This window comes from Micromonospora sp. D75, assembly GCF_018070405.1.
GTDB lineage: Bacteria > Actinomycetota > Actinomycetes > Mycobacteriales > Micromonosporaceae > Micromonospora > Micromonospora chalcea.
Genome location: NZ_JAGPXV010000683.1, coordinates 1 through 2,986, shown reverse-complemented (window position 1 = coordinate 2,986; position 2,986 = coordinate 1). Strand labels below are relative to the sequence as shown.

Genomic DNA, 2,986 nt, shown 5'->3' with positions numbered 1-2,986 from the left:
GGCGGGCTACTCGGTGGGCATGGTCGCGGCCGAGCGCAAGGACGGCAGGAACACGATCGGCGGCACCCGCATCGTGGTGGACACCGGAGATCGTTACTTCACCCGCTCCGGCGGCGACAACGACGCCCACCTGGTGTTGCGGCACGAGATCGCGCACTCGCTGATGACGCCCCGCACCGACCCGGCCGCCGTGGACGAGTTCAGCAAGCTCGACGAGTGGGTGGTCGAGGGGTTCGCCGAGTACATCGCCTTCCACGGCCGCCCGCTGGCCGCCAGCGAGCGCACCGCGCCGGCCCTGCAACTGGTCCGCGACGGCGGGAACGGCTGGAACGGCACGCTGCCCAGCAACGCCGACTGGCAGAAGAGCGGCCTGCTGACCTACCACTACTGGCTCGGGCACACCGCGATGACGCACCTCGCCGAGAAGCACGGTGAGCCGAAGTTGTTCCGCTTCGTCGAGGCGGTCTACGCCGGCGCCCCGACCGACCGCGCCGCCCGGGACGTGCTCGGCGTGTCGCTCGACGAGTTCCAGGCCGGCTGGGCCGACTACGTCCGCGAACTGGCGGGCTGACGGAAACGGGAGACGACCGATGACGTATCAGCACCAGCAGTACCCGCCGCCCGCGTACCCACCGGTGGGCCGGCCGGGTCCGGGCGGTGCGCCGCCGGCGGCGCCGAAGCGGCGCGGGCGCGTCGCGTTGCTGGTGGCCGGTGGGCTGGTGGCCGTGCTCGCGGTCGCGGCCGGCACCGCCTACGGAGTGTCCCGGCTGGTCGGCGGCGGTGACGACGGTGGGAGGAAGCTGCGTGCCGCGTGGGTGCTCGACTTCCCGGAGCTGCAGCGCAACGGCCTGAAGACGTACGACGGGCAGGACATGTTCGGCGCCTGGCTGGCCGGTGACGCGGTGGTCCGGGCCCAGCCGGACGGGATCATCGCCTACCGGCTCGGCGACGGCGGCCAGGCGTGGGGCGTGCCCGCGCCGCAGGGGGCATCGCTGTGCGCGGCCGCGCAGACCCTCGCCGACGGGCGGGGCGTGGTGGCGCTCGGCCCGGCCGACTCGTGCGACACGCTCGTCGGGTTCGATGCGGCCGGTGGCACGCAGGCGTGGCGGGTGACGTTCCCTGTGGAACGCCGGACGGGCCGGTCCGAGACCGTCGCGCCCGACCTGTCGGTGGCCGCCGGGCAGGTGGTCGTCCGCAGCGGCGGGAACGTCCTCGGCTACTCGCTGGCCGACGGCAGGCGGCTGTGGCAGACCGACGCCGATCGGCTGCTGCCCGGCCGCGACTGCCGCCTGACCGACGCGCAGGCCGCCGGGGACCAGGCCGTCGTCACCACGCTCTGCGACGGAGACCGGGGCGCGCTGCTCGGCCTGGACCCGGCCACCGGGAAGGTGAGCGTGGTGGCCGAGGCGCCGCTGTCGGCCGGCACCGAGGGCAGCGACGCGAAGGTGCTGGAGCGCGACGGCACAGTGGTGCTGGTGCCGTGGAAGCAGGTCACGGCGGACGCGGCGATCACGGTCCTGCGGTGATGATCTGCATGTCCCGCAGCGCCGAGGGCTCCGCCCGCTCCGTGATCTTCTTGCCGTTCGCATCCACCAGGACCACCGTGTAGCGGTCACCGCTGCGGACCCGGACCACCATCGACCCGTCCGGCTGGAAGAAGACCTGCCGCAGTTGACGTCCCTCCAGCGGCAGCGACACCTCCGCGCCGGTCCGGGTGTCGAGCACGGCGTTGACCAGTAGCTCCCGTGCCGCGTCCCCGTACGTGCCGTTCCGGTCGATCCGCAGGAGCGCGACCCGCCGGCCGTCCGGGGAGAGACTGGACAGGTCGAAGGAGACGTACCGGCTGCCCTTGGTGCCCAGGTCCGGCACCGTCCGGCGCGCCCTGCCGTTCCGGTCGGTGAGGACGATCGTGCCGTCGGAGCCGTCGGCGAACGCCAGCGTCCCGTCCGCCGCGAACACGGCGTGACAGCCGTCGAGGCCCGTCACCCTGGTGAACTTCCCGGAGGAGACGTCGAGCACGCCGGTGGCCGGGTCGTCGCCGCCAGCGTTCAGACGCACGACGAGCTGTTGCGAGTTCGGCAGCCAGACGGGTGACCAGCAGACGTCGTCGACGCCGTCCCGGAGCTTGCGCCGCCCCGAGCCGTCGATGGCCGACACCCACACCGCACCGGTCGTCTCGACCCAGGCAACCCTCTGTCCGTCGGGTGACACCGAGACGTTGACCTGCGCCGGCCCGTACGGGAGACCGAGCAGGCGGACCGGGTCGTCGCCCGGACGCCAGGACTGAAGCCGGACGGTGCTCGTCGGGGACGGGGCGTTCGCCAGGTCGGACGGGCCGTAGACGAGCCGCCCGAAGGTCGCGTCACCGTTCGACCCCCCGCCTGTGGTTTCGCTGGGACTGGTCGACGGCGTGCTCGACGGCTCGGCGGACGAGGTCGGGGTGGGCTCGACCGGCGGGGCGGTGACTGTCACCGACGGCCCGGCCGGCACGGGCGTCTGGCTGTTCGGCCGGATCGCCAGTGCCGTTCCGGTCGCGGCGGCCAGCACCACCAGCACGGCGGCAGAAGTGGCGGCGGCCCGCTGGAGGCCGAGCCGCCGCGAGGTACGCAGTGCCCGGTCCCGCAGGTCGACCGGGGTGACCTCCTCGGCCAGATCGGCCAGGTCGAAACGCAGTCGGTCCTGGTTCATCGGGCGGTTCCTTCCGTGACGTACAGCTCGGCGAGCTCCGGTGCCACGCTGCGCAGCTTCGCCAGCGCCTTCGAGGTCTGGCTCTTGACGGTGCCGACTGTCACACCGAGCAGGTCGGCGGCCTCGGTCTCGGTGCGGTCCTCGAAGAACCGCAGAACCAGCACGGCCCGCTGTTTGGGAGAGAGCCGGGCCAGCGCGGCCCGGAGGGTCAGCCGGAGCGTGGTCTGCTGGGCGTGGTCGGGGGCCGAGTCGCCTCCGCGCGGCTCGGGCACGTCGCCCGGCATCGACTCGGCCACCC

3 protein-coding genes and 1 pseudogene are annotated in these 2,986 nt (G+C 73.4%); 2 read left to right on the top strand and 2 right to left on the bottom strand.

What is annotated here, in order from left to right:
* Both KBX39_RS27620 and KBX39_RS27615 read left to right on the top strand, forming a co-directional pair.
* A pseudogene (locus KBX39_RS27620) lies at positions 1-571 on the top strand (hypothetical protein); the annotation flags it as partial.
* 19 nt (positions 572-590) lie between these two features.
* On the top strand, positions 591-1,526 hold the full coding sequence (locus tag KBX39_RS27615; protein WP_210873292.1) for a PQQ-binding-like beta-propeller repeat protein: 936 nt from the start codon (positions 591-593) through the stop codon (positions 1,524-1,526).
* On the opposite strand, the gene KBX39_RS27610 is transcribed toward KBX39_RS27615, so the two are convergent.
* Together KBX39_RS27610 and KBX39_RS27605 are read right to left on the bottom strand one after the other, a co-directional pair.
* On the bottom strand, positions 1,510-2,688 hold the full coding sequence (locus KBX39_RS27610; protein ID WP_210873290.1) for a WD40 repeat domain-containing protein: 1,179 nt from the start codon (positions 2,686-2,688) through the stop codon (positions 1,510-1,512). The genes KBX39_RS27615 and KBX39_RS27610 overlap by 17 nt on opposite strands.
* Positions 2,685-2,986, bottom strand: a 302-nt coding sequence (locus tag KBX39_RS27605; RefSeq protein ID WP_210873287.1) for a sigma-70 family RNA polymerase sigma factor, incomplete at its 5' end; no start/stop codon positions are given. The genes KBX39_RS27610 and KBX39_RS27605, both read right to left, overlap by 4 nt.

Excerpts from the sequence above, each read along its gene's own strand:
- KBX39_RS27615 (WP_210873292.1), top strand. The coding sequence starts at position 591 with ATGACGTATCAGCACCAGCAGTACCCGCCGCCCGCGTACCCACCGGTG.
- KBX39_RS27610 (WP_210873290.1), bottom strand. The coding sequence starts at position 2,688 with ATGAACCAGGACCGACTGCGTTTCGACCTGGCCGATCTGGCCGAGGAG.